We start from the raw sequence: 23,209 nt of genomic DNA, 5'->3' as shown, positions 1-23,209 counted from the left end.
ACATGTCATTAGGACCCATACCAGCAGGAGTTCCCACAGGTAGACCCGCAACTGTTTTCTGCAGCTTCAGGAAAGGTTTGTTGCCATTTAAGTCAAAGCGGTAAGTGTTGGGATTCGCGAAATCAACGTTCAAGATGTCATATTCTTGTACAATTGTGCCATTGGTCTCGAAATCACCAAAGTCACCGCTAGAGAGGGTCACCCCGAAATTACCGAACCCTGCATCTGTATCACCTGGAACGTCGTTGAATGTAAATTTGAAATCATTCGCAAGATCTCTTGTATAAGATCCGGTAATATTAAGGATATCTCCAGATTTGAAGACTATCGCCTCAGCGGGAGCGGAGATTGCCATCATGCTCACTGCAGCCAACGGAACCGCAGCGCCTAAACCTAAAATCTTAGCTTGCATTATATGTCCTCCTAGAACAGTTGTAAGGTATGTTATCTAAAGTTCACACAGAGCTGAGTTAATACTCTTGTGAACTTAAAACTAATTTAATTCAGATTTACAGATTTTGCATCCTTCTTAGGGCAACTTCATACAATCTTCATACGCTTATGGCAAAAACTCACCTTTGGTTAAAGATTCCATAAAGTCTAGTTAAAGGGTGACTGCGATCACACTCACTTCTATAAAGTATCATAAATATACCTTTACAGTCCTACACTATATCTAATACACGTCTTCCCTAGTGCATCCTCGTCCCTAGTGCATCTTGGTGGAAGTTTGTGAGCACCTCTAGCTCATACAGGAGAACAGGGAGGATCTGAGTGGGTCATGTATATTTTTGACATCCTCACCGCCCTAAAAGGGTCGGTGATTCCTCGCCACGCCGTAGGGTTACCAAACCCCTACTGTACCCGATACACTTTCCCTGTTCTACGCTCTTTGGAGAAAATGAAGGCGCGATCGCTTTATCGTTGGTGGCTCTCAAGGTGGAGAATTGTCAAGTTGAACTTAAGAGTGATGACAGTCACACTGGCTGTAATACAATTAAGGTAGGATATTTACATTGCTCAATATATATCATCTGCGACCTGCTGCATTGGGGTTGTAGCAACAGCAACTCCATTACAAACGAAATCGTATAGTCTCTTGACATACCGTAAGGGATAGTCACGGTATCAGACTCAGCAAGTGTTGGTTAGAAGTTGACTTCTATTATCTTACTGCCCAGACTTAGGCTAAGCTTCATGAAAACTTTGTAAAAAGTTCATCAAATCCTTACAGGTAACTATAGACAGATTAAGTAACAAGACGTTAATTTGAGGAAAGGAAAATCAAAATATATCCCTGCCTCCCTTAGCAATCCCTCAGTTCCCTAAATTTTGCAGTAACAACAGGAGTACCCCATAGTATGAAAAAAGCAATTCTTGGCTCTTTGGCTACAATTCCCCTAGTCGCGGCTGGTGTGTTGACTAATGCTGGTGAAGCAAACGCCATTGCGTTGACAGGTAAGTTTCAGTTAGCTTCTGGTGCGTCTGATATGGGCCAAAGTATCGTTAAATTCAGCAAGAACTCCCTCACATTCAGTCCCCAACCCGTCACTCCAGTTTCGATTACGAGTAATGATCCCAGTTTTGAAGTATTCAATTCGGCAAACATAGGTAGTATTCTCTCTTTTACTCCCCTGTTAGCAGAGACTCCTTTTCTTGACTTGGGTAAAACTCCAATTCCTGGTGTTGTTGGTTTTTTCCCAGGTGATGTAGACACCATCGAAGATGGGGAAGATATTTTCACTCTGCAAACGGCTACCTACGATCTAAAAAATAGTGGTGCTAACGTAGCCGTAGACGTGGCAATTTCTGGATTCTTTACCAGTGCCTCTAATGATATCTCTAAAGGTCGTGGTAACATCACCTTCCAAATCAACAATACTACCGTTGATCAAGTTCAGGCAAAACTCGATGCAGGTAAAACAATAGACGAGAATCTAAAATTCTCTGGTGCTGTGTTTACGGCAACCGAGGTTCCTGAACCCGGTACAATCGGTGGCTTGCTCGCTGTGGGTTCCCTGGGTGTCGGTTCAATCTTGAAGCAACTCAAACAAAAGAAGTAATCCCCTAACTTAGTGTGTTCCCAAAAAAGGTTCCTCAGCATGTGCTTCACTGACTGAGGTTTTGCCATCTTTATCCCCATCTGAATCGTTGATTTGGGTGGGGTTATAATTATGTCCGGTTGAATACTTACACTATTGGTGGAGACAAGACACCAAGGCAGGAGGCAGTGGTTCGGCAGGACTTCGGACGTTCGGCGAGCGCTCAGTCGAGCCGCGTGAGCGCTCAGTCGAACGCTCACCAACCAGGCAGAAGGCACGATAAGTTAACTGATGGTGGGGGAAATCCCCTGCCAAAGCTTCAACTTCTGATAGAAAACGTTTTGACCGGAAATAGTGGGTTCAGGCTCCCCGTCCTTTTAGGACGGCTTTATGTTATAATATTGCTGTAAAATTTTTCACGTCAAATGTTAGTTTTTGAGTTTAAGGCTAAAGGGAAAACAGCTCAATATTTAGCGATTGATGAGGCGATCTTAACCGCTCAATTTGTCCGCAATAAGTGCATCCGTTACTGGATGGATAATGAAGGTGTTGGACAAAAGGATCTGTATCGTCACAATACATCGTTGAGAGCTGAGTTTTCTTTTGTTAAGGACTTAAACTCTCATGCTTGTCAAACGGCTGTTGAAAGGGCATATTCGTCAATTGCCCGATTTTACAGCAATTGTAGAAAGTCTATTCCGGGAAAGAAGGGTTATCCAAAGTTTAAGAAAAACTGCCGTTCAGTTGAATACAAAACTAGCGGCTGGAAGCTTTCTGAAACTCGAAAACAAATAACCTTCACGGACAAGAAAAGGATTGGAAAACTCAAGCTCAAAGGGACGTGGGACCCTTCACTTCGTTCGAGGGCATGCTTAAACTTCTATCAACTTGGGTCAATAAAACGGGTGCGGTTAGTCCGTCGCGCTGATGGCTACTATGTTCAATTCTTGGTCAATGCTGAGAATAAAGTAGAGAGTCAGCCGACAGGGAAAGCCATTGGGTTAGACGTGGGACTCAAAGAGTTCTATACCGATAGCAACGGCTATCAAGAACCCAATCCCCGATTTTACCGGGAAGGTGAAAAACGCTTAAGATTCCTTCAAAGACGAGTTTCACGCACTGAGATTGGCTCTACCAACCGCAAGAAAGCCATTAATCGATTAGGGCGATTTCACCTCAAAATAAGTAGGCAGCGTGAAGAACACGCCAAGAGAGTGGCGCGTTGCGTAATCCAATCTAACGATTTGGTCGCTTATGAAGATTTGAGGATTAGAAATCTGGTTAAAAATCATTGTTTAGCCAAATCGATCAATGATGCAGGTTGGTATCAGTTCAGAAAATGGCTGGAGTATTTTGGGGTTAAGTGTGGCAAAATAACCATCGCGGTTAATCCTGCCTATAGTTCCCAGGAATGCTCCAGCTGCGGTACGGTAGTTAAAAAATCCTTGTCTACCAGAACTCATATCTGTCGATGTGGATGTATTTTGGATCGGGATTGGAACGCCGCCATCAATATTCTGAAAATAGCCTTAAGTACGGCGGGTCACGTCGGAACTTGGATTTTGAATCCGAACGCTTCTGGAGACTTAGCCTCTACTGTTTTAGGCGCAAGCCTATTTCAGCAAGCCGGGTCTATGAAAGAAGAATCTCTTTCCTTATAGGGCGGAGAGTGTCAAATCAGGTGCACAGGGTCAATGTCTCAGCTCTTCAGAGCTACATCCCAAAATGGACGCTTCTGTATTAATCGTGGGAAATCCGCAATTCCTTAAGACGTTCCTTGACCAGATTCGCACGATCACGTCTGGCAAGGTGGAGGAGTCTGCCAATCCAGAAGATGCTCTGAGTAAGGTTCAAGCTAAACAATACGCAATTTTAATTGTGCAGGCAACCCAAAACGGGAGTTTGGAACTGTGTAAGCAGGTTAAAGAACAGCTACAGTTAAGCTGGACGTATTGCATTTTAATTAATGACCCGTCTTATTCCTTGAGTGAAGGCAAAGCGGCTGATCCGCGTCGGGAACAAATTATTTGTGCTGAAGCCCTAGAAGGCGGTGCAGATGCTTACTTACCCTTGACTTGCACCCCAACAGGAGATCCAGGAAGTACGTTAGCAGAATATCGGCTCCTGAAAGCCCATATCCTAGCCGGATGGCGCAGTGTACAGTTCTACCAAAAACTGCTGCAAACCAATGATGTTCTCTCCACCCTGGCTCTGGCTGATCCCTTAACCGAACTGAATAATCGTCGGGCAATGGAATGGGAGTTACCCCGGCAAATCCAAAATGCCCGCACCTACATCACGGATCTGAGTGTGATTATGATGGATGTGGATCATTTCAAATCAGTGAATGATACCTATGGACATCAGGTTGGCGATCGCGTTTTGCAGCTGCTCTCAACCCGACTCCAGCATAATCTGCGCCTACAGGATACGTTGTTTCGGTATGGTGGGGAAGAATTTTTAGTGGTTCTCAATCAAACCAGTGGAGAGGAAGCTAAAATTGTCGCCAAACGCCTGCGATATCAGATCAACGAGCAACCGTTTAATGTAGATGGTACGATCGCGATCGAGATTACGATTAGCGTTGGCATTGCTTCTCTCAAGGCTTCAGATGATCACAAAGGCGAAAGCCTGGTCAAACGGGCTGATCATAATCTTTTGCGTGCTAAAGCTAAAGGAACGAACCAGGTGCTTTACAGTGATGACACGCTTTATTAAAGTGTTGAGTTTTGACCCCAGCTTCCCCAGCTCCCCCTGCTCAACTGTGGTAATGATCTTGAATCAGGCGATAGCAGTCGCCTACGGATGTCCGTTCTGCCATAGCTTTGATCAGGGCTTCGTAAGCCTCCCAGTTATCCTGTAACATCGTTTGAGCTTGCAGCATCGCCCAACGCTGTTTGGTGGTAAATTCACCAACCGGACGTTCAAATAATCTCAACGCCTCTTTTAATTTTTGGCAATCGTCGATTCCGCCTTCCGCTTCACCATAAACCAGGGTTTCTGCCGCAATTCCTGCCATCCAAACCGTACAGAATCGATCCAGAGTCAATCGCATTTCGCCAATGGCAAGGGGATTCGGTGAGAGTTGCTGAGTATCAAATTGCACGCCACCTAAACCCGGTTGTCCCTGCTTCAAGGCTTCCCAGGCTGTCAGCGTATAACCCGCGATCGGAATCCCCAACAGGTAAGCCACCAGGAAATGACCCGCTTCATGGTGCAGAATGCGATCGCGATAGTCACTGCGCCTCTGGGCTAACCAATCTAATAGTACCGTTGTGCCTTTACCTTGAAAGCTGAGACTGTCTACCGTAACTAATCCTAAAATTCCAAATGTTGCCAAGGCGGGAATCGCTGGCGGAATATTAAAAATTGGAGTCAGTAGGGCGGAAAGGGTCATGCCAAAGATACCAATGGCAATTACATTGAGAGTGGTTTGCTGCATCATTTGATATAAAAGTGCGTTTTGTTGAGGGTTAATTTTGAATTTTTAACAGTTTGCTATTGACAAAGTAAACTTTTAGTGATAATGGAATATTAACATTAATTATACGTTTTAGTATTTGAATCTCTTGTTCCATCCTGTTCCCTCTGGGGATAAAAAACTATACAAAATAGCGAGCGAGACCAAAATAGCGAGCGAGACGCTCGCACTACAACAACCTTTCCCTGTTATCTATTCCCTGTTGCCTGTTCCCTGTTCCCTGGTACTAGACTCATCCTCTGGTTCTGAGGACGAAGGAGACGGTTCCAAATCAGGACGATCCAAATTTTGGGCTTTGTAGAAGGTTTCTAAACTATCTGGATCACCAACAAAGCGCCAATGCCATGGTTCATAACTCACACCTTGGGGATTTCCTTTGGGAAAGGATAACTCAAAGCTATAGTACGCGGCATTCTCTTCCAGCCACTTAAACGCCGCTGTATTCTCAAAATTGGTGTTCAGATTTGTGGCGGGTGTTCTGCCATCGCCAATATCGACGGCATAACCGGTGTGATGTTCGCTGTAACCGGGAGGCGCACTGACTTCAGCCCGTTGTGTCGCCACTTGTCCCCGTTGTGCTTTGATGTCAAAAAAGAGATGCTGCTGTTGTTGCTGAGTACGATAGCCGGATATTGCGACTAATACGATGCCATCGGCTTGAGCGGCTGCCCTCATCGCTTTAAATTTCTTCGCCGCCGCTTCCCGGAGTTGAATGCGACCATCTGAGGTAATGGGTTCGAGTTCGGATAGAGGAGCTTCTTCGTAGGGGAGGTGTCCCAGAAGATTATCAACGTCGTTCTCACTCTCACTCTCACTTTCCTCCGGAGTTGTTGAGGTGGAGGTATCTGTTGTCGTGGGTTGGGGGGAAGCGGTAATCGTTTGGGGAGATTGGGAGGTGGACGAGGAGAGGATTAGCCCCAAAACGATCGCGCCGCCTCCTAATACTGCCAGGATAATTAGAAATGGCTGCAACCGCGATCGCCGTCGGGTGTCGGGCGTATCCCTTACGGCTACGGGAATATCCTCCTCTGTTGATTCGGATAGGTTGACGGGTTCTCCGGGAAAATCGGGGGTCTTCAAAACTCCACTCCTGAAGGTGCTAATTCTTGAACGGGGAAAGGGGAACCTATTCCAACTGGAAGAAGGTAGCAGTGAACTCTATAGTATAAGTTTTTCCGTTCTGTAATTTGTGCCAATTTCTTTTCTGGGAGACTGACTTATCATCAAAACCGTTGTCTGTTTGATCATTCTCTAATGCCCAGCTTAGATCCAGAGCGTTTACGACCCTTGTTCCAACTTTACCTCCAGCTAGGGGGTGGTGTGCTACTCGGATGGGTGTTGGGACGTTTGATGCCTCGGTGGATACCAACGTTTATTGGTCAATTTCTGTTCTGGATTGGAGTTCCTATCAGTATTATTACGTTTCTGCGGGGTGCAGATCTATCGGGAAAGATTTGGATTGCCCCGATCGCGGCTTGGGTGGCGATTTTGTTGGGTGCAGGATTGGCTTGGTTTTGGATTAAGGGTGGGGGGAAGTTTGCCGCGAATAAAGGCTTGACAAATGATACTCCATCTGGGTGGACTAAACCGACTCAAGGGAGTTTCTTGCTGGCGTCGATGGTAGGAAATACAGGGTATTTGGGGTTTCCCGTTAATCTAACCTTGTTGGGAAAAAACTATTTTGGTTGGGCGCTATTTTATGACATGCTAGGAACTTTACTGGGTGCTTATGGTTTAGGGGTAGTGTTAGCGGCACGTTTTGGTCAGGGTGAGAAGAGTCATGGGCAGTTAGTGCGATCGCTGGTGATTAATCCGGCGCTGTGGAGTATGGGCATCGGATTGGGGTTGCGTCAGGTTCCGTTACCAGGATGGCTAGAAGAGGGAATGGAAAAATTTGCCTGGAGTGCGATCGCGCTTTCACTGGTTCTGATTGGTATGCGCTTGAGTCAGTTGGCGTCTTGGCGCAAAGTTAAACAAGCGGGGGTGGGTCTGGGCATTAAAATGTTACTGCTCCCCTTAGTGTTAGGGATAGCGTTATCACAGTTTGGCATAGTTGGTAAGCCGCAATTAGCGATCGTCCTGCAAATGGCAATGCCGCCAGCCTTTGCCACCTTAGTCATCGCGGAAGTTTATGAACTTGATCGCGAGTTAACCGTGACAGCACTGGCGGTTGGTTCGATAGGACTTTTACTTACCTTACCGATTTGGTTACTTTTATTTGGGGCGTAGCCTAGCCTCGTTAGCCTCGTTCTCAAGTGTGAAATTTTGGCTGGTGGGCAATGCCCACCCTACTGGGCTGGCAAGCTTAAAAATAGGGGTATAGCAAGGGTTTCGACAATCCAAACCTGCACGCTTTTCAGTGTTATTGCTCCTCAGTTAAACCGCCGCCATCTGTTGATGTTCAATTTTTGTCCCCAACAATTTCAGAAACTCGGCTAACCAAGCCGGGTGTGCGGGCCAAGCGGGGGCGGTGACTAAATTATCATCAACCATGGCTTCATTAACCGGAATGTTGGTATATAATCCGCCTGCTGATTTTACATCGGGTCCACAAGCTGGATACGCGGTACAGCTTTTTCCTTCTAGCACACCAGCGGCGGCTAAAACCTGCAATCCATGACAAATAGAGGCGATGGGTTTATTGGCTTGGGCAAAGTGGCGGGTTATTTCTAGAACCCTCTCATTTAGGCGGATATATTCCGGGGCGCGTCCACCGGGAATCATCAGCGCGTCATAATCGGCGGCTACTACCTCACTGAATGTGGCATTCAAGGCGAAGTTATGACCGGGTTTTTCACTGTAGGTTTGATCCCCTTCAAAATCGTGAACCGCCGTTTTTACGGTGTCTCCAGCCTTTTTATCAGGACAAACGGCATGAACAGTATGTCCCACCATTTGCAATGCCTGAAATGGCACCATGACCTCGTAGTCTTCGACGAAATCACCAACGACCATTAAAATCTTTTTTCCACTCATGGTTTTTAGTCCTCCATATACATCAACGCGATCGCTTCCAATGATGATTATCCTTGATCCTAGCGTTGAATCTACTCCCCTAAAAGGGGTGTCCTGTTGCGGTGTGCGATCGCACCCCCTCTGCGAAGTAAAATCATTGGTGTCAATTCGGTAGTAGTCGGACAAAGGAAAACGACACTGTATTAAGTTTTGTAAATAGCCCCCAAACCCTTACTATTCCCTGTTCCCTGTTCCCTAATCTCAACAGTTAACTTTAATTGTGTTCACCTACTTAGCAGTGCACTTTTACTTTGGACTTTAGGCGGAGTAAAGGTAAGATGCCATGAGTTTTTGTGTTACGATTCAAACATCTTCTATCTTTTCAGGTTTAAACAGGAGAGACTAATGAGATTTATCAGTCCCAAGGTTGATTATGCATTTAAAAAAATATTCGGCTCTGAACAAAGTCAAGAAATTTTAATCAGCTTTCTAAATGCCATAATTTATGACGGTGAGAAAGTGATTCAATCCTTAACGATTGTCAATCCCTATAATCCCGGTCAGGTGATTAGCTTAAAAGAAACCTATTTAGATGTAAAAGCGGTGTTGGCTGACGGCTCGATTGTGATCATAGAAATGCAAGTCGCTTCCATGGCGGCGTTTAATAAGCGAGTGGCATATAATCTGGCAAAATCCTATAGTAACCAGTTGGCAAAAGGAGAAGATTATCCGCTGATCAATCCAGCAATAGCGGTGACGATTACGGATTTTACCTTGTTTTTAGATACGGATAAAATAATCAGCAAATTTTCCTTTCATGAGGAAGAAGATAAGTTTAAAATATTGGGAAATGAACTGCGGCTAATTTTTGTAGAATTACCGAAATTCAAGAAAACGCTGTCTGAGGCACGTACTTTGGCAGATAAATGGATTTATTTTCTGAAGGAGGCGGCAAGTTTAGATAGTATTCCTAAGAGTTTGGCAGAAGTATCGGAAATAGAATTTGCTTTACAACTGGCTAATCAAGCCAATATGACAGTAGAAGAGTTGGACATTGTGGATCGCCGAGGGATGATGCTGCAAGATGAGAAAGGGCGAATTACTTATGCCGAAGAAAAAGGACGACTCACTGAAGCACTTGCCTTAATCATGCGCCAACTTAAAAAGCGTTTTGGAGATATCCCGGCGAAACTCAGCCGCCAAATTGAAGATTTATCTCTTGAAGATTTAGAAAGCTTAGGAGAAGATTTTTTAGACTTCAACAGTTTAGCGGATTTGTCGAGTTGGCTGGAAGAGCGATCGCCGTAGCCGTAGGTTGGGTTAAGGTACGAAACCCAACCAATGCAAACGTTATGAGCCATATACCTCAAGGAAATGTTGGGTATCGCTGTCGCTCCACCCAACCTACATTGATTCATCGCTTATTCTTGAACCCAAACGGAAACAGAACCGCCGTTACACCGAAATTCTGCCCATCCCCATTCATTGGTGTAAATGGGTTCTTTTATATGTTCGGTTAAATCATAGAACTTGGCATTCGGTTTACCCACTTCCATCCACTTGTAACCTGGCACACTATCACTCATAATCACTGCCATGGCTTTCGGATGAGCGTGATCCCCTAAGCGCGTCCAACCAATTGTATTGTAGTGATCAAAGTAATCGTATTGATCCCCATAAGCATACTGTTTCCGAGCATAGAGTAATTTGTCAATAATCCAACGGTGAGAGGGAAGAAAAATCTTGTACCGATTGCCATCTTTGCCGTAATCCTCGTATTCTGTACCGTAATAATCGGCATAAAAGACACAAGGATACCCCTCGCGGCGCAATAAAATGATCGCATACGCTAAGGGTTTAAACCAGGGTTCTACGGGGGCTTCTAATGACTGTAAGGGTTGGGAATCATGGTTTTCCACAAACGTAACCGCATGGGTGGGACGTTGCTGCATCAAAGTGCCATTGAGAATACTCCCCATGTCATAATGTCCACCGGATCGGCTAGCGTAATAAAAATTGTAGTGGAGTGGTACATCAAAGACCGACATTTTGCCATTAACGGCATTGATATACCAATGTAAGGTGTCAATATTGTTTAACCAATATTCACCCACCACAAACAAATCTTTACCCGCATGATACCGCATCTCATCTAACCATTGCGGGAAAAACCAGGATGAAATATGTTTAATCGCATCCAGACGGAAACCATCCGCGCCTGTGGTATCCAGATACCATTTACCCCAACGAGTGACTTCATCACGCACATCTTGACTCTGGAAATCCAGATCACATCCCATTAAATAGGCAAAGTTTCCTTTTTCTAATGCCACATAATCATCAAAAGTTTTACCTTCAAATAGATACAGGGTATTCGGTTCCTTGGTGAAATCGTCGTAATCCACCGCATCAAAATGCCACCAATGCCATTCAAAGTTAGAATATTTCCCCTGACGCCCTGGAAACTTAAAATGGGTATAGGCTTTAATATCCCTTGTCCAGCCTTTGGGATGCAGGCGATCATATTCATTAAAGGGAGTAGCGCGAGCAATTTCTGTCCCTTCACCTCCCATGCGATGATTTAAGACAGTATCCCCATAAACTTGTATTCCTGATGCGTGTAAGGCGTTGATTGCGGCTAAATATTGCTCACGAGTGCCGTATTTAGTGCGAACAGTACCATGTTGATCAAATTCTCCGAGATCATACATATCGTACACGGCGTAGCCGACATCATAAGTGCCTCCCATTCCCTTGTAGGCGGGAGGTAGCCATAACGCGGTGAATCCAGCATCGGCTAATTCTTGCGCCTTAGTTTTAACGTCATTCCACAGGATTAGATTGGGATCAATGTACCAGTGGAAATATTGCATCATTGTGCCGTTGATTGACATGTGAAACCTCTTTTTTTTTACAGCGAATGAGTAAAATATTAGTTCCCTCCCCTTAACAAGGGGAGGGTTAGGCAGGGGTTTGTCTCAAGGTATTGAAGATGTTTTCGCTTCAGTTAACATCAAGGCGTGAACCCCACCCCCACACAACACTATTCTTTAGGACACAAACCGAATCACTTCACCCGAACTAGCGGAACCATAACTGACCATTGCCACCTCATTTCCAGCAGAATCAATTAATGCAATAATACCTGAACTGTTCCCCAATTGCATAGTCGTATAATTGGCTCGCGAAATGGTAAATCGCTTGACTTCCTGCGGTTGCAGCGTGCCACTAATATCTTCGGGACGGTCTAATTTATCTTGCAGTTTCCAACCCGATAAATCAATCGGATTACTCGTGGTATTCTTTAACTCAACCCACTCATTCCCCTCATCACTGCCTTCTGGGTTGGGTTGGCTGGCGAAAATGACAACATCACCGTTGTTGTTTGTCACTTCATCAATTGGCTCAACAACAGGTTCATCCGTGTCCGGTGTTTCGCCATCATCCATTGCCAAGAAAATGGGGAAAAAGGAACGAATAAATTCGCCGCGACTGCCATTGGGATTCGTGCTGCGATACAAGACTAAATTATAGGTAGCGTCATTAATAGTAATCCGGCGCTTGTCCGTAATTTTGCCATGAACACTTTCGTAATAGGCAACCGTTGCCATTGCCATTTCACATTCGGGACTCGGACCCACGAAGAAGCCGCCTTTGGGTTTAAACAGTTTGGCAATTACGTTTCCTTGCATATCAATCACATTATTAATCATCTGCAAGGTGACAACATTGGGATTTTGGGAACCATCCTCTCCTTTTAAGTCATACTTGTAGCCTAAATAATTGACCCGCTGATTCTTTTCATCCAGGTAAAACTTCACCCATGAGTGATAACCGGAAATTTTGCCAAAGTTTTCTTTTTTACTTCCCGAATGGATATCGAACTTGCCCTCGCCGACAAATACATGTTCAAAGCCAGAGGCAAACTCAGTCGATTTACCGCCATAGTGATTCGTATAAAGTTCAAACCAGATCCGCTGTAGCTTGGTGCGGAATTCTTCTTCCGAAAGACTTTCGCCCAAGTTTTGATTGATATAAGTCCGGGCAAGCTGCATGGGCTTTGTTTTAATGATTTGTGCCAAGAACGCTTGCTGTTCTTGGACTTCTTCCTCGACCGTCTTTTCGGGTTCAGCCACACGAATGGCGTAGTTATCTAAAAGTTGTATAAAGCTGGAATAGGTGCGATCTTTGTCAAATAGTTTCGCTTCATTTACTGTATGGAAGAGAGGATGAGTGGCTAAATCAATTTCGCGTTGACCTGCTGCTTTCACCTGTTCATCTAATAAAATATCAGCCTCTAGGTTTTCCCAGTCGCCGGAACTGTTGCGGGGACTCACTGAGAATTGATTCTCATCGTGTTCCCACAGTAGCTGATAAATTGTATCGGCGTTTATCTCAAGAGATTCGGGGGGAAAGGGGGGTTCTTCTCCTGTTCCTGGTGTTCCTGGTGTATCATCCTTTTGGGTAGATACAGAGTAGGCAATCCAGGCGACGGTTTCATCCAGATGCGCCCCATCCGCCGAACGTCCCTGGGCGACGATTTCATCAAAGCGAATCTCGAATCCTTCTGGGGTAACATGGCGAATCCTTAACCCTGGCGTTTCGGGTCCGTTATAGGTTTGCGTCATCGGGATAACGGCGACTTGGGTATCCTGAGGAAACGGGGGATCAAATTTAACGGTATGCCATGTGTTAGATTGGCGATCGGCTTTTAAGGCGGGAATAATTCCAACTCGTTGCTGTGATGAGAGTGGGGATTGAGTCGTCATCATTTTTCTCCTGAACGTGAATAAAGGGTAAATCGTCAACTCATATCTTGCTGTACTGGTAATAGGTTTCACGTTACTGTGAGGTGGGCAAGAACAAAGAACGATAATATTAGGATTTCAAGGCTTATAAGCCTTGCCCACCCTACAAATCTGACCGGGTAATACGTTTCACGTTACCTAAGCTGTCATGCATTTAAATTGGGTATTAGTAGCGAGCAAGATGCAAAGCCTGCGGCATGGCTTCGCTAAACGCACTACAAGGCTTTCGCCGTTATTGATATTAATGAGTCAACCTATTTGCCGTCCTTTTGTCAATCAAATTAAAGATTGGCTTAAGATTCCAGTCGAATCGAGGCAACAACTTGTCCGTGATCTGACTTCCATTTTTTCATGTCTTCGTAACTCAAGGTTTCATCGATGAGATGATCATTATAAACAGAAACATACGTCACCTTACCGATGCGATCCGGATTTTGTGCCACCAATTCTTCACTTACCATAATATGATCCAAACTCTCGTAGTACCCGTTGTAGATATGGGTGTAGTAGAAATCACCGTAACTCTGACGCGCCTGAATGTCCTTGACACTATAAAGCAGTACGTCCCAGATTTCCTGCTTTTGGGCAAATCTTAGTTTTTCCCAAGGGGGTTCACCGGAGATAATTTTACTGGTTACGGCTAAACCACTATCATTTAAATCCCCGATCACAATGACTGGACGTTTGCGGTTTTGCAGCGTTTCCATGAGAATCACCCGTAATGCTGTGGCTTCAGCCGCCCGACGCAGTAACGCCCGGGCTTGTCCCTTGGCTTTTTCCATGGGGTCACTGCGATCGGCATCTTCAGGTATGATAGGGCGTTTAGACTTAAGATGAGCCACAAATACAGTACATTCAACCGTATCACTTAAGGCAAGATCAACCGATAACAGGGGACGGGAAAAGCTATGCAGAGGAATGGCTGTCCCTTCTATGTCTAGACGTGCCTTTTCGGGGAATTCGGTGAAGATTTGGTGGTTGAGAACCGGAACTTTCGACAGCAACGCGACAGTTGGTTTGTCCCCGGTGGGATTGGCGGTAATTAGATTAGCATTGGCACAGTCTGGGGTTTCGGTGAGGATTTCCCGCAAGGCTTCCTCGTGAAACAGTTCCTGGAACCCGATAATATCGGCGTCCATTTGTTCGATTTGACGGGCAATCCAAGTCTTTTTGCGCTGATAAAGTTCTGGGCTATATTTATTGGTTTCGTAATAGGTGACATTGGGCAGAACCAGATTATAAAGGTTGAATGTGCCAACGTTCAGTGTTTTCTGGCGAACTGGACGTTTTGAGGGTGTTTCTGGTTGCGATGCACAACTGCCACAAATGACTTTTTCTAGAACAGCTTCAAAGCCTTTGAGGGTGTCTTGTTCAGTAAAGGCTTGTCCCCCGGTTTCTGAGGCGACTCTGGCATATTCGCTTTGAATACTGTCTCGATACTTACTCTTCGATTTACCCAAATACGTGTGAATCGTGACATTAGCAGCTTTTGCCTGGGATATGGCGCGATTAGCGGCTTCAATATCCTCTTGGGTGGTTTGAGAACCTCCGGCTTCTAAGGCTTCATCCCCTAGGTAAAAGATTGCCCTCGCTGCATCCTCGCGCCAGTTAAAGTGATTGGCAATATCTTCAATGGTACGGGCGGCGTCTTCTTGGGCGCCTGCATCTTTGAGTTCACCCCGTTTTCTTGCCCGAATTTCAGTTTCCGGCGCGTTGCACTCTTGGATTAGATAGTCGCGAATTCGGCGGCTAAAATTGGTATTTTTCCAAGTCCCTTCGATGCCAAACCATTCGGTTCGTAAATCGGACGGACAGCTAGAACTGGCGGCTTTAATTGCAGCAGCGGCGGCTTGACTTAGGGCTTGGGCTTCATCTCGCATTGAGGGACTGGTGTCGATGACGATGACTAAATCGACGGGCGGAATGGAATGGGTTGAATTGGTCATGTTGTTTTTGAATAAACGGCAAAGAAATAGTCTCTGTTACCGAAAGTGGAGATAGGGCGACCCGAGTTAATTGAATGGACGAGTGTTGTTAATTGATGCAGCGGGTCGCCCCTACCGATATTGAACACAAAATTAGTTATAATGTGGCGGCAAATTGTTCAATTTGTTGAATCACCTCATCTACGGAATCGGTAATCGCCAACAGTGAACTGTATTCTCTCCCCGCCGCTAATTGCGCCAATAACGGAAACACGGGTTTTTTACATTTCCAGTAATCTTCGCCTAAGAAAATCATCGGACTCACCACACCAAAGGAGTTGTAATGGTTCTGACAAGCGTCTTGGAAGATTTCTTGAATGGTTCCGGCACTCCCTGGAGAATAGATTACCCCATATTTCGCGATCGCGAGTAATCCTTCTTCCCGGACACTATTGGCAAAGAAGCCGCTAGAATCTCCACCGCATCCTCTAATTCCACCTGGGAACGATAGGCAAACCATGCCCCTAAATGGGTGGCTTCCATGGCACCGGGTCCGCCACCACTGGTCATTAAATAGCCGCGACGGGTCAATTCTCCAGAAATTTGCGCCACTTTTATATAGTTGGGATCACTCCGTTTCAGAGAATGTCCGCCCATAATTGCCACAACATTTCGCCCATCAATCAGTTCTTCTAAAGCATCGGTAATCGCATGATCATGTAACCGTTGGGCGAGGGTTTCTAGAATACTGGCGGGGTGATCTTTGCCATTGTTGACATAATGGTCATAGACTCGACCATCCAGGGTATGACCATAGCTTCCTGTTACCCCAACTTGATAATCGCCCATTAATTCATCGGGAGAATAAAGACGATTACGATAAGCATTGTATGGGACATAGGTTAAGGGTGGAAAGACTAAGTTCCTCGCTTGATATTGCCAGCAGATGGCTTGAATACACTCATTTCTCTCTCTTACTCGCTTTAAATTTAGGCTTTAAACATTTAACGGGCGGGTTTAGTCACATCCGGGGGACAAAAAATTAGCTTTGACTTGGTAAAACATTGGGAATTTCTTGATTCATTTGCAGTTTCTCAACGGCGTCTTTAATCACGCCTAGCAATAACTGATTTCCTTGCTGCTGCGCCAATTTAACCGCTTGCTGCAAATCCGCGATCGCCTTTTGTTTTTGCTTCAGTTTAATCTGAACTAAGCCGCGATTATAATAGGATTCAATATGATTCGGACAAAGGGTTAAAGCTTGGTCGTAATTCTTGAGTGCCTCTTTATATTTTTGTAGGGCATAGTAAGCATTGCCGCGATTATTATAGGCTTCATGATTTTGACTATCCAGCGTAATGGCTTTGGCATAGTTGCTAATGGCTTGCACGACGTTATTTAAATAGTAGTAGCTATTGCCGCGATTATTATAGGCTTGAGCATAGTTGGGATTGATCGCGATCGCTTTATCGTAGCTGTCAATCGCTTGTTGATATTGATTTAAGGCTATATAGGTATTCCCTAAATTATTATAACTTTCAGCATAATCAGGATTGAGTTGAATGGCATAACTAAAGTCTAACAGCGCTTGTTTATACTCGCTTAAATTATAGTAAGCATTGCCGCGATTATAGTAAGCACGCTCATACTTAGGATTACATTTAACCGCTTGCGTATAATCCGCGATCGCTTGATGATAATCCCCTAGTAAATAGTACGTATTTCCTCGGTTATTATAGGCTTGTGGATAGCTAGGATTCAGTTTAAGCGCATCATTATAATTTTGCAAGACTTCTTGATAGTCATTTAAGGCAAAAAAGCAATTGCCACGATTGTAGTATGACAACGCCAAATTTGGATAAGCTTGAATCGCTTTGTTGTAAATCTCAATTGCCTGCTCATACTGTCTTGCCTGATAAAGCGTTTCGGCTTGTCGATTATAATTAATTGCCAGATTTCGCTTGTATTCCAAAACAGCAGGTAAAATTAAGCCTAAAATTATCATTAGTCCAAAACTGCTGACGATAAAACCGAAAACAACGCCGATTGATTTAAGGATTTTGGCAAGACGCTTCAATGTATAACCCCCATTGATTCTGGAATACAGTCCCAATCAATTTTAGAGTTTAAAGGAATTTTGTTAAATATTCAATCATGTACCGCATAGCAGAGCAAACTGCTGTATCTACTTATCTCCGTTTTGCATTACCTTTTCCTGATTTATTTTATACCACAAAACTCGATATAGATCTAACGGTTTAGCTTTTCCCTTCACTCGCATTGGCGGCATCTTTTCCACAGGAATGGTTCGGTCATTAAGTTTATCTAAGGTACTTTGAGCGATTAAAATTTCATTGGGTTTGGCTAAATTACAAATCCGACTGGTCACATTCGTGGTATCACCAATCGTGGCATATTGAATCAGTTTTGCCGAACCGATATTTCCCGCCGCCACATTCCCCGTATTTAAGCCGATGTGAATTTGAATCGGTCGTCTTTTGCGTTGAATCCATACTTGATTTAAACGACGAACTGCCCATTGCATATCAATCGCCGCTTTTACAGCTAAATCGACATCATTGGGTTTGCGATAGGGAGCGCCCCAAACCGCTAGCAATGCATCACCAATATATTTTTCTAATGTTCCTTCATAGGGGAAAACAATCTCCTCAACCATCACCTGAAAATACTCATTCAGCATTTCAATAATTTGCCGAGGTTCCATTTGGGAGGACATTTTAGTAAAGTTACTAATATCCGCAAACAGCGCTGTTACTTCCGTATCAACAATTTCTAAATTGCCTTCCTCCCGCAGCTTACGACTCACCGTTCGCGGAAAGAATCGTTCCAATTTATCTCGCATCACCGCCTCCGCCTCCATCTGGGTATAAAGGCGAGAATTCTCGATCGCGATCGCGGCTTGGTTTGCCAGACAGGTTAAGAACTCCAAATCTTCATCAGAATAGAGATGCGTCATCGATAAGTTATCCACGTACAAAACACCGATAACCGTATCTCTCGGTTTGAGCGGAACACACATCGCGGCGTGAATCCCTTGTTTTAGAATCGAGACGGAATCATTAAACAAGGTGTCAATTCGGGCATCATCCGTTAAGATGCCATTGCCTTGCTTGCGAACAAAATTAGCAATCCGTTTGCTGTAAAACTGAGTATTATCTTGATAATCAGATTGCAGTTTCACCGCTTTCTGTTCCAATTTTCCGGTCTGTTCATCAACCATCAAAATCGCTGCCCGATCTACCTGCATGATCTCAAACAATAGATCCAAAATTTTTTGCATCAGTCGATCCGGTTCTTCAGGAGAGGAAAGCTGTTTACTCACCTCTAGCAAAATTTGTAATTTATTAACGGATCGCTGATGAGCATCTTGGTTGCGGAGTTTCAGAACCGAATGTTCAGCTTTATCGGGTTGCAGTAACTCTCGCATCGTGATCTGCGTCTTCTCCGGTGAAACTTGCCGGAGAATCGAAAGATTGGAGGTGTCTTCATTGAGCGGTTTCTCTTGAGGCGAGGGCAGGGTTTTCACAAATCTGAAAAACACGCTACCGAAGCGAATTAAGTCTCCATGTTTAATTTGACATTCCTCAATTTTACACTCGTTAACAAACGTGCCATTGAGACTTTGCAGATCCGTCAGTGTGGCACTGTCTGAGTCTGAGCAAATAACGATTTGGGCATGGTGACGAGAGAGATACCCATGAAGTACGACAATTGTGTTATCGTCTTCACGCCCGATGGTATTAATCCCCGACTCCAAGGTATAAACTTTTTGATTAGGAGTATCGGGATCGTAAATTAAGTAAGACACGCCCCATCCTCACCCTTAATGATCATTTCATTTAAGATAGCGAATGCTGGGAAGTTGCTCCCAGTCGCTTGTGGTCAATCTCCCACCTGAGGCTTCCGATACACTAGAAAAGGTTGGCAATCGGGACTTTATCCATCACTCTAGACAAATCAGCATGGCGCGATCGCTCACATACACTCAAGCACCCTGGCTAGAAACCTATACTGAGATTATTGATGTTCGCAGCCCCAGTGAGTTTGCTGAGGATCATCTGCCCCAAGCGATCAACCTACCCATCCTCGATGACGAACAACGGGCGAAAGTGGGAACCCTTTACAAACAAGTCTCCCCCTTCCAAGCCCGGAAACTGGGTGCCGCCCTGGTTGCTCGTAACATTGCTCAACATCTTGAGTCTCACTTTGCCGCTAAAGACAAAGACTATCATCCTCTGGTGTACTGCTGGCGTGGGGGTCAACGTTCTCATAGTCTGGCTGGCGTCTTAAATCAAATTGGCTGGCGAGTGACTGTTCTAGAAGGGGGCTATAAAACCTACCGCACTTATGTGCGCCAGCAACTCGAAACGTTACCGCCCCAGTTTACATTTCAGGTGTTATCTGGTTTCACAGGTAGCGGGAAAACCTATATTTTACACCAGTTAGCGCAACGCGGCGTCCAAGTCCTTGATTTAGAAGGTTGGGCAAATCATCGCGGTTCCCTACTCGGTCAACAGTGGCACGATAAACCAACCCCTCAACCGTCGCAAAAACAGTTTGAATCCTTACTGCTGTTGGCATTACAACGCTTTGACGCCAGTCAGCCGATTTGGGTAGAAGCCGAAAGCAATAAAATTGGACAGCGTTATTTGCCCCCCTCCCTTTGGCAACAGATGAAGCAGGCGAACTGTATAGAAATTCAACTTCCCCAAGGGATAAGAATCGAACGGCTGCTGCACGAGTATCCCCACTTCATCAGCCATCCCGACGTATTGAAACGCAAGCTAGTCTATTTGAAATCGCGCTACGGTGGGCAAACAATTCGGCACTGGTATCATCTAATTGACACCGAACAATGGCATACATTAGTCGGAGAATTGCTGAGTCACCACTATGATCCAGCCTACCGTCGTTCAATTGGGCATCTGTACCAAGAAGCCTCACGTATTATAGAGATTGATGAGGTATCGGATACTACCGTAGAAGCGTTGCTTGAGCCGTTTGAGTCATGAGGGCAGATAGGGAAGTATGTCAGGGATCGCATAAAATATATTAAATAAATAGTGATAAACAAAGGATTCAAATATGAGGTTTATAAGCCCAAAAGTAGATTATGCTTTTAAGAAAATATTTGGTTCAGAACAAAGCAAAGAGATATTGATCAGCTTTCTGAATGCTATTGTTTATGATGGAGATCAAGTTATTAAAGACTTAACCATCGTCAACCCCTACAATCCCGGTCAGACCCTCAGCTTAAAAGACACCTATTTAGATGTTAAAGCCGTTTTAGCTGATGGCTCTATTGTAGTAATAGAAATGCAAATTGCTTCAATGGCTGCCTTCAATAAAAGGGTGGCTTATAACTTGGCAAAAGCTTATGCCAACCAGCTAGTAAAAGGAGAAGATTACCCCCGACTTAATCCAGCCATGGCAGTTACTATTACAGATTTTATCCTCTTTCAAGAAACAGAGGATGTCATCAATAAATTTGTGTTTCAGGAGAGAGAGAAAAAGTTTGAGATTCTCAATCAGGAATTACAGCTAATCTTTGTTGAATTACCTAAGTTTAATAAAACTCTCTCAGAGTTAACAAGTTTGACAGATAAGTGGATTTATTTTCTGCGAGAAGCTGCGATGTTGGAGGATATCCCTGAGAGTTTAGGAGAAGTATCGGAAATAAAATTCGCCTTAAATCTGGCTAACCAAGCCAATATGACAGTGGAAGAATTAGATATAGTAGATAGGCGGGGGATGATGTTACAAGACGAGAAAGGACGGATAATTTATGCCGAACAAAAAGGTGAGCAAAAAGGAGAATCGCGATTAATCCTGCGACTACTCAAAAAGCGTTTTGGAGAAATTTCTGTGGAAACAAGCCGTCAAGTTCAGAATTTATCTATTGAAGATTTGGAAAGTTTAGGAGAAGATTTCTTAGAGTTCGACAGTCTGGAAGATTTGGAAAATTGGTTGATGGAGAGATAGTCAGCTTAAAGTTATACAGATGAAACGAATCTTTGATATTATACAGCGCTTTTCAAGTAAGTGAGGTACATAGACAGATCCCCGACTTCTTGGAGAAGTCGGGGATCTTGCTTAACTACGCACTAAGGTTAGGACATAAAAGAAAAATTCAAATCGCTTGACCCTGAGCGACTTGTACCGAGCGAAGTCGAGGTAAGTCGAAGGGTCAATCCCTTGTAAGGTAAGCGTTTTTCTTCACTATTGCCAATTGACTATTGCCTATTCCCTCCCCGCGTAGCGCTATACATCTGCCTTTTTTCGGTTACGGCAGATTTTGTTGACAGAGTTGAAAAATATAGCGCAGCCGTCCGAGTAAAAGTTCCATGTCTCCCGTTGAGTACAGGGGCGTTTCATAGCCAATTCCATTGATATCTAGTTTGTAGAATCTCCAGCCTTCGCCATTGGTAACGATTCCCAGACTATCTATGGTATAATTCTTCTGTTGGTTATTCCAGTGACAGGCTTGCATCTCGACCAAGCATTGAGCTAGTCCTTGCTCAAAGTCATCTTTTTTGGCTTCAATGATACACAGCCTCGGCATATCCAGAAATCGCTTACGTTCAGCAATCAGGTAATCCACATATCCCGCTAACTGATCACTTTCCAGTTGCGCTCCTTTCCAGATTTTGAGACGCTCACAGGGGTTAATGGCTTCATCGCAGATGGCATCAATTAAAAGCTTTTTAGACTCTTCATAGCTTTCCAGGTCAAAGTTGCGGTTGAGTCGGGTAAGGTGTTCTTGGAAAAAGGCACTGAGTTGAACAGGTTCTGTTTGCAGAATCCAAGGGAGCAAATCGGTGAGTCCTAGTAACTGAAATGCCTCGCTTTTATTGAAGCTAGAAAATTTTCGCTTCTTGGATTTTGGGGTTTTCCCACTGCGACGTTTTTCACTTAGCATTTTGGTTATATTAACGCTGCAAAATTAAGGCATCCACTCCAGTATAATCCCAACTCGACTATCTTTTTCTTCTATCGAGTTTTGCTTCTGAATATCGGTGGATAAGCGCAAGTCTGGGGTAACCGCATACCCAACTGACAAGGTGGTTAAACCCACTTCATCCTCACTCCCTGGGGAGACAAAACTTTGGGTTAAAGATATATCAGCCGCACCTGTGCGAGATAAAACTAACTGCAATTTCACACCGAGATTTACACCATCTGTGGTATAATCGTTTGACTCCAGATAGCGATAACCCACCAGGGGAGCCACATTCACATAACGCCCTAAAGGACGCAGATAGTACCGCAAGTCTACACCATAAGCTTCGCGATCGCCATTAAATGAGGTGTGATAATCCCCACTGACGGTAAACCCGCTACGATTGATAAAAATATCTTCGACGCCGATATTTAATCCTCCCGCTTGTTCAGTTGAGGGAAACTGGGAATAGCCGAACCGGAAGCGGGTGCGAAAACTGGGGTCATGGCGTATTTCCTCTAAAACATTGGGTACGTCTTGCAACCAGCGTTGTAATACGGGACTATCCTCAATAATCTCTGGATTTAACTCCAATTCCTGGGCGGCTGAGTTTGATGGGGTTTCAGATTGAGCCGTCAGGTTTATTTCTGGAATTGGGGTTGGGATGGTGTCTAACGTTTGGCAATATGAGTTCCCCCAACTGGGTACAAATATCCATAGTAAACCTAAGCTTAATTGCCAACATTTTCTGGAAAAATAGTTAACTGGGACTAGGGAATAGGAACTCGGAAAGATACTGTTGGCGAATTCTGGTTGGCTCATATTAAAGGAGTGGGGGCGGAGTTATGGAGGTGTAGGGGCGGGTTTTACTGATAACATTTTGGAGACAACCCTTAATGTAACTAAACCCGCCCTTCTTTTACTATCATTGATGTTCTACCTTAAGTTGATACGGATGAAGGCTTGCGCCCCACATAAGTACCTCTTAGAGGTTTGTCGTAAGATGCGAGCGTTTATAGCGCTAAAGCGCTTACTAC

General features: G+C 44.5%; 20 protein-coding genes. 7 read left to right on the top strand and 13 right to left on the bottom strand.

The window, feature by feature from the left end:
* A partial coding sequence (locus MC7420_RS19225; protein ID WP_006102200.1) for a hypothetical protein occupies nt 1–412 on the bottom strand: 412 nt, incomplete at its 3' end.
* 949 nt (nt 413–1,361) lie between these two features.
* Here MC7420_RS19225 and MC7420_RS19220 point away from each other — a divergent pair.
* The 3 genes from MC7420_RS19220 (at nt 1,362) to MC7420_RS19210 (ending at nt 4,760) form a co-directional block, all read left to right on the top strand.
* Nucleotides 1,362–2,063 (top strand): PEP-CTERM sorting domain-containing protein, encoded by a 702-nt coding sequence (locus MC7420_RS19220; protein ID WP_006102294.1) that lies wholly within the window; start codon nt 1,362–1,364, stop codon nt 2,061–2,063.
* A 404-nt stretch (nt 2,064–2,467) separates the two neighbouring features.
* Complete coding sequence (locus tag MC7420_RS19215; protein ID WP_006102189.1) at nt 2,468–3,703, top strand: RNA-guided endonuclease InsQ/TnpB family protein; 1,236 nt, start codon at nt 2,468–2,470, stop codon at nt 3,701–3,703.
* Between the two features lie 64 nt (nt 3,704–3,767).
* Nucleotides 3,768–4,760 carry a GGDEF domain-containing protein gene (locus tag MC7420_RS19210; protein WP_006102149.1) on the top strand — a complete coding sequence of 331 codons (993 nt, stop codon included), beginning with the start codon at nt 3,768–3,770 and terminating at the stop codon, nt 4,758–4,760.
* A gap of 40 nt (nt 4,761–4,800) precedes the next feature.
* On the opposite strand, the gene MC7420_RS19205 is transcribed toward MC7420_RS19210, so the two are convergent.
* Both MC7420_RS19205 and MC7420_RS19200 read right to left on the bottom strand, forming a co-directional pair.
* The gene (locus tag MC7420_RS19205) at nt 4,801–5,484 is read right to left on the bottom strand and encodes a hypothetical protein (RefSeq protein WP_044208302.1); all 684 of its coding nucleotides are present in this window, start codon (nt 5,482–5,484) and stop codon (nt 4,801–4,803) included.
* Nucleotides 5,485–5,715: 231 nt separating this feature from the next.
* Complete coding sequence (locus MC7420_RS19200) at nt 5,716–6,603, bottom strand: M15 family metallopeptidase (protein WP_006102154.1); 888 nt, start codon at nt 6,601–6,603, stop codon at nt 5,716–5,718.
* 174 nt (nt 6,604–6,777) lie between these two features.
* Here MC7420_RS19200 and MC7420_RS19195 point away from each other — a divergent pair, with 174 nt between their 5' ends.
* Nucleotides 6,778–7,752 (top strand): AEC family transporter, encoded by a 975-nt coding sequence (locus tag MC7420_RS19195; RefSeq protein WP_006102144.1) that lies wholly within the window; start codon nt 6,778–6,780, stop codon nt 7,750–7,752.
* A 147-nt stretch (nt 7,753–7,899) separates the two neighbouring features.
* Here MC7420_RS19195 and MC7420_RS19190 read toward each other — a convergent pair whose 3' ends face one another.
* Nucleotides 7,900–8,499 (bottom strand): DJ-1/PfpI family protein, encoded by a 600-nt coding sequence (locus MC7420_RS19190; RefSeq protein WP_006102114.1) that lies wholly within the window; start codon nt 8,497–8,499, stop codon nt 7,900–7,902.
* A 384-nt stretch (nt 8,500–8,883) separates the two neighbouring features.
* On the opposite strand from MC7420_RS19190, the gene MC7420_RS19185 reads away from it, so the two are divergent.
* Complete coding sequence (locus MC7420_RS19185) at nt 8,884–9,786, top strand: Rpn family recombination-promoting nuclease/putative transposase (protein WP_006102258.1); 903 nt, start codon at nt 8,884–8,886, stop codon at nt 9,784–9,786.
* A 113-nt stretch (nt 9,787–9,899) separates the two neighbouring features.
* Here MC7420_RS19185 and MC7420_RS19180 read toward each other — a convergent pair whose 3' ends face one another.
* The 7 genes from MC7420_RS19180 to MC7420_RS19155 form a co-directional block, all read right to left on the bottom strand.
* Nucleotides 9,900–11,372, bottom strand: coding sequence for an alpha-amylase (locus MC7420_RS19180; RefSeq protein ID WP_044208193.1), 1,473 nt, complete (start codon nt 11,370–11,372; stop codon nt 9,900–9,902).
* 156 nt (nt 11,373–11,528) lie between these two features.
* Complete coding sequence (locus MC7420_RS19175; protein WP_006102311.1) at nt 11,529–13,247, bottom strand: lamin tail domain-containing protein; 1,719 nt, start codon at nt 13,245–13,247, stop codon at nt 11,529–11,531.
* A 332-nt stretch (nt 13,248–13,579) separates the two neighbouring features.
* The gene (locus tag MC7420_RS42665) at nt 13,580–15,232 is read right to left on the bottom strand and encodes an endonuclease/exonuclease/phosphatase family protein (RefSeq protein WP_006102235.1); all 1,653 of its coding nucleotides are present in this window, start codon (nt 15,230–15,232) and stop codon (nt 13,580–13,582) included.
* 136 nt (nt 15,233–15,368) lie between these two features.
* Entirely contained in the window at nt 15,369–15,536 is a 168-nt protein-coding gene (locus tag MC7420_RS39995; RefSeq protein WP_157453228.1) for a hypothetical protein, read from the bottom strand.
* A gap of 80 nt (nt 15,537–15,616) precedes the next feature.
* Nucleotides 15,617–16,060, bottom strand: coding sequence for a hypothetical protein (locus tag MC7420_RS35445; protein WP_006102125.1), 444 nt, complete (start codon nt 16,058–16,060; stop codon nt 15,617–15,619).
* A gap of 193 nt (nt 16,061–16,253) precedes the next feature.
* A complete protein-coding gene (locus tag MC7420_RS19160; RefSeq protein ID WP_006102132.1) occupies nt 16,254–17,216 on the bottom strand; it encodes a tetratricopeptide repeat protein in 963 nt (320 codons plus the stop codon).
* Between the two features lie 180 nt (nt 17,217–17,396).
* Nucleotides 17,397–19,040 (bottom strand): adenylate/guanylate cyclase domain-containing protein, encoded by a 1,644-nt coding sequence (locus MC7420_RS19155; RefSeq protein ID WP_006102163.1) that lies wholly within the window; start codon nt 19,038–19,040, stop codon nt 17,397–17,399.
* 154 nt (nt 19,041–19,194) lie between these two features.
* On the opposite strand from MC7420_RS19155, the gene mnmH reads away from it, so the two are divergent.
* Together mnmH and MC7420_RS19145 are read left to right on the top strand one after the other, a co-directional pair.
* Nucleotides 19,195–20,244, top strand: a complete 1,050-nt coding sequence (gene mnmH, locus MC7420_RS19150; protein ID WP_006102151.1) for a tRNA 2-selenouridine(34) synthase MnmH — start codon at nt 19,195–19,197, stop codon at nt 20,242–20,244.
* Between the two features lie 73 nt (nt 20,245–20,317).
* A complete protein-coding gene (locus MC7420_RS19145; protein ID WP_006102155.1) occupies nt 20,318–21,214 on the top strand; it encodes an Rpn family recombination-promoting nuclease/putative transposase in 897 nt (298 codons plus the stop codon).
* 301 nt (nt 21,215–21,515) lie between these two features.
* Here the strand turns inward: MC7420_RS19145 and MC7420_RS19140 are convergent, their stop codons facing one another.
* Together MC7420_RS19140 and MC7420_RS19135 are read right to left on the bottom strand one after the other, a co-directional pair.
* Complete coding sequence (locus MC7420_RS19140) at nt 21,516–22,151, bottom strand: hypothetical protein (protein ID WP_006102178.1); 636 nt, start codon at nt 22,149–22,151, stop codon at nt 21,516–21,518.
* A 24-nt stretch (nt 22,152–22,175) separates the two neighbouring features.
* The gene (locus MC7420_RS19135; protein WP_006102251.1) at nt 22,176–22,994 is read right to left on the bottom strand and encodes a hypothetical protein; all 819 of its coding nucleotides are present in this window, start codon (nt 22,992–22,994) and stop codon (nt 22,176–22,178) included.
* Nucleotides 22,995–23,209: the final 215 nt, after the last annotated feature.

The sequence above is a fragment of the Coleofasciculus chthonoplastes PCC 7420 genome (assembly GCF_000155555.1).
GTDB classification, from domain to species: Bacteria; Cyanobacteriota; Cyanobacteriia; order Cyanobacteriales; family Coleofasciculaceae; genus Coleofasciculus; species Coleofasciculus chthonoplastes_A.
This window is presented reverse-complemented; position numbering and strand designations above follow the sequence as displayed.

What these genes read in the sequence shown, in the direction of transcription:
- MC7420_RS19210 (WP_006102149.1), top strand. Translation starts at nt 3,768, where the DNA reads ATGGACGCTTCTGTATTAATCGTGGGAAATCCGCAATTCCTTAAGACG.
- MC7420_RS42665 (WP_006102235.1), bottom strand. Translation starts at nt 15,232, where the DNA reads ATGACCAATTCAACCCATTCCATTCCGCCCGTCGATTTAGTCATCGTC.
- MC7420_RS19180 (WP_044208193.1), bottom strand. Translation starts at nt 11,372, where the DNA reads ATGTCAATCAACGGCACAATGATGCAATATTTCCACTGGTACATTGAT.
- MC7420_RS19215 (WP_006102189.1), top strand. Translation starts at nt 2,468, where the DNA reads ATGTTAGTTTTTGAGTTTAAGGCTAAAGGGAAAACAGCTCAATATTTA.
- MC7420_RS19160 (WP_006102132.1), bottom strand. Translation starts at nt 17,216, where the DNA reads ATGATAATTTTAGGCTTAATTTTACCTGCTGTTTTGGAATACAAGCGA.
- MC7420_RS19140 (WP_006102178.1), bottom strand. Translation starts at nt 22,151, where the DNA reads ATGCTAAGTGAAAAACGTCGCAGTGGGAAAACCCCAAAATCCAAGAAG.
- MC7420_RS19220 (WP_006102294.1), top strand. Translation starts at nt 1,362, where the DNA reads ATGAAAAAAGCAATTCTTGGCTCTTTGGCTACAATTCCCCTAGTCGCG.
- MC7420_RS19185 (WP_006102258.1), top strand. Translation starts at nt 8,884, where the DNA reads ATGAGATTTATCAGTCCCAAGGTTGATTATGCATTTAAAAAAATATTC.
- MC7420_RS19195 (WP_006102144.1), top strand. Translation starts at nt 6,778, where the DNA reads ATGCCCAGCTTAGATCCAGAGCGTTTACGACCCTTGTTCCAACTTTAC.
- MC7420_RS19135 (WP_006102251.1), bottom strand. Translation starts at nt 22,994, where the DNA reads ATGAGCCAACCAGAATTCGCCAACAGTATCTTTCCGAGTTCCTATTCC.
- mnmH (WP_006102151.1), top strand. Translation starts at nt 19,195, where the DNA reads ATGGCGCGATCGCTCACATACACTCAAGCACCCTGGCTAGAAACCTAT.
- MC7420_RS19190 (WP_006102114.1), bottom strand. Translation starts at nt 8,499, where the DNA reads ATGAGTGGAAAAAAGATTTTAATGGTCGTTGGTGATTTCGTCGAAGAC.
- MC7420_RS19205 (WP_044208302.1), bottom strand. Translation starts at nt 5,484, where the DNA reads ATGCAGCAAACCACTCTCAATGTAATTGCCATTGGTATCTTTGGCATG.
- MC7420_RS35445 (WP_006102125.1), bottom strand. Translation starts at nt 16,060, where the DNA reads ATGGGCGATTATCAAGTTGGGGTAACAGGAAGCTATGGTCATACCCTG.
- MC7420_RS19145 (WP_006102155.1), top strand. Translation starts at nt 20,318, where the DNA reads ATGAGGTTTATAAGCCCAAAAGTAGATTATGCTTTTAAGAAAATATTT.
- MC7420_RS19175 (WP_006102311.1), bottom strand. Translation starts at nt 13,247, where the DNA reads ATGACGACTCAATCCCCACTCTCATCACAGCAACGAGTTGGAATTATT.